Genomic DNA, 2,668 nt, shown 5'->3' with positions numbered 1-2,668 from the left:
GGCATCTGGACGTTCCGGGGCGCCTACGTGCTCACGGACTATCGCTACGAGCTATCGCCCCAGGAGGGCCGGAAGGTGTTCAAATTCCTGCTTGTTCCCTCGAACGAGGCGCCAACCGGCGAATGGACCGTCGAACTGGACATCGACCAAGCGCCAGAGCGCCGGATTCCTGGGTGGGTCCAACAGGAGGTCTACAAACGCGACCGTGGGCGCTGCGTGAAGTGCGGCGCGACGACCGACCTGCACTTCGACCACATCCTTCCGTATTCGAAGGGTGGTTCGAGCCGCGATCCCGACAACATCCAACTCCTTTGCGCGCGGCACAACCTGGAGAAGGGCGCCAACTTCACCGACTGACCCCCGCCCCGCCGAAACGGCGTATAGTTCGGGGCACACGAAGGTTCGGAGGCCCCTGCACCCATGCGTTTCCGGTATGACCCCGAGGTCGAGGCGTTCCGCGAGGAGGTCCGCCAGTTCATCCGCGAAAACCTGCCGCCGGAGGAGGAGCGCCTCCAGCGCGGCTACGAGGGCGGCTTCCGTTCGAACGAGGAAGAAAAGGAGTACACGATGGGCTTCCAGCGGAAGCTGGCGGCCCGCGGCTGGCTCGCGATGGCCTGGCCGAAGGAGTACGGCGGCGGCGGCGCTTCGCACTTGAAGCAGCTCGTCTACAACGAAGAGATGGCCTACGCGCAGGCGCCCGTCGGCAACATGGGCATCGCGTGGGTCGGGCCGAGCCTGATGCTCTACGGTACGGAGGAGCAGAAGCGGACGTTCATCCCCCGCATCGCGCAGGCGCAGGACTGGTGGTGCACGCTCTACAGCGAGCCGGGCGCCGGTTCGGACCTGGCGGCGCTGCAGACGCGGGCGGTGAAGGACGGCGACGACTACGTCATCAACGGCCAGAAGATCTGGACCTCGGGCGGCCACCTGGCGGACTGGGGCTGGCTGGCGGCGCGGACGGACCCGGATGCGCCGAAGCACAAGGGCATCACGATGTTCATGGTGAACATGAAGAGCCCGGGCATCACGGTCCGGCCGCTCATCAATATGGCGAACCGGCACGGCTTCAACGAGGTGTTCTTCGAGGACGTGCGGGTGCCGGCGACGCAGGTGGTGGGCGAGGTGAACCGGGGCTGGTACCACATGGCGGTGGCGCTCGATTTCGAACGGTCGGGCATCCAGGCGTACGCGGGCGGCCGGCGGTCGGTGGAGCGGCTGGTGGCGCTGGCGAAGGCGCGGCCGGAGCTCGCCCGGCAGCGTCCGAGCATCCGCCACGAGCTGGCCGAGCGGGCGGTGGAGGTGAACGTGGGGACGTTCCTCGCCTACCGGGTGGCGACGATGCAGGCGCGGGGGCTGGTGCCGAACACGGAAGCCTCGGCGTCGAAGCTGTTCGGGAGCGAAATGAGCCAGCGGATTGCGCTGACCGGGATGCACCTGCTCGGGATGGCGGGCCAGCTGCGCGACGGCAGCCGGCACCAGGTGATCGACCAGGCGACGGCCTACCTGCAGGCGGTCAGCTCGACGATCGCGGCGGGGACGAGCGAGATCCAGCGCGGCATCATCGCGACGCGCGGGCTCGGGCTGCCGCGCGGGTAGGGGCATGCGCTACCGGCTGATCGCCATCGACCTCGATGGCACGCTGCTCGACCGGGCGGGCGGGCTTTCGCCGCGGACGGCCGCCGCGCTCCGGGCCGCCCACGAGGCGGGCATCGTGGTGGCGCCGGCGACGGCGCGCTGGTACCAGGCGGCGGTTCGCCCGTTCGAAGGGATTGGGCTGGCGGCGGCGGCGATCGCCTCGGCCGGGGCCGACGTGCGCGCGCCGGGCGGCGACCCGGTGGCCCAGCGGCCGCTGCCGGCGGAGTTCGCGCAGTTCGTGGCCGAGCTGTGCGACCGCGCCGGGTGGCCGGCGACGGTGGCGCTGCCCGGCTTCGCCTACCGGCGGGCGAACGAACTGCCGCCATGGGCGGCGAATGCGCCGGAATGGCTGCGCCCGGTGACGTCGCTGCGGGATGCCGACCTCACGGGGGCGCTGGCGGTGCTGGCCGAACCGGGCGCCGAGGACCCGCGGCTGGCGGAGCTGCGCGCGTGGTCGGACCGTGTGGAGCTGTTCGACGCGCTGGCGTTCACAGGCGACGGGATGGTGTCGGTGACGGCGAAGGGCGTGGACAAGGGGCACGGGCTGTGGGCGCTGTGCGCCGCGCTCGGCATCGACCCTGCGGAGGCCGTGGCGATCGGCGATTCGGAGGTCGACGTGCCGATGTTCCGCGCGGCGGGGCTCGCGGTGGCGGTGGAGACGGGGACGCCGGGGGCGAAGGCGGCAGCGCAGCAGCTCATCCCCGGCCCGGGGGAGGATGGGGTGGCGGCGTTCCTCGAGGCGATTCTCAGGGAGTAGGGAGGAGGGAGAAGGGAGGAGGGGGAAGGGAGGAGGGAGAAGGGAGGAGGGAACCGGGAGAGGTTGAATTCGGCGATTGGGGTGGGCCTCCCGGCCCTCCGCGGGGACGGAGCCCCGCGGCTACGAAGTTGGGCGTTGGGAGTGTGGAGACGGGAGGAACGGGGAACGGGGAACGGGGAACGGGGAACGGGGAACGGGGAACGGGGAACGGGGAACGGGGAACGGGGAACGGGGAGGGAGGATAACCTCCAACCTCCAACCTCCAACCTCCAACCT

Annotated in this window: 3 protein-coding genes; all 3 read left to right on the top strand. The window is 70.6% G+C overall.

What is annotated here, in order from left to right:
• Window positions 1-357, top strand: a 357-nt coding sequence (locus N2041_RS14220; protein ID WP_297679237.1) for an HNH endonuclease signature motif containing protein, incomplete at its 5' end; no start/stop codon positions are given.
• A gap of 63 nt (window positions 358-420) precedes the next feature.
• On the top strand, window positions 421-1,596 hold the full coding sequence (locus N2041_RS14215) for an acyl-CoA dehydrogenase family protein (protein WP_297679236.1): 1,176 nt from the start codon (window positions 421-423) through the stop codon (window positions 1,594-1,596).
• A 4-nt stretch (window positions 1,597-1,600) separates the two neighbouring features.
• Complete coding sequence (locus N2041_RS14210) at window positions 1,601-2,392, top strand: HAD family hydrolase (RefSeq protein WP_297679235.1); 792 nt, start codon at window positions 1,601-1,603, stop codon at window positions 2,390-2,392.
• Window positions 2,393-2,668: the final 276 nt, after the last annotated feature.

Origin of the sequence: Tepidiforma sp. (assembly GCF_026419595.1) — a bacterium.
Taxonomy (GTDB): domain Bacteria; phylum Chloroflexota; class Dehalococcoidia; order Tepidiformales; family Tepidiformaceae; genus Tepidiforma.
The sequence above is the reverse complement of the archived record's forward strand: the minus strand, read 5'-3'. Positions and strand labels throughout refer to the sequence as shown.

Coding starts and splice junctions, on each gene's coding strand:
- N2041_RS14210 (WP_297679235.1), top strand. CDS start 1,601: ATGCGCTACCGGCTGATCGCCATCGACCTCGATGGCACGCTGCTCGAC.
- N2041_RS14215 (WP_297679236.1), top strand. CDS start 421: ATGCGTTTCCGGTATGACCCCGAGGTCGAGGCGTTCCGCGAGGAGGTC.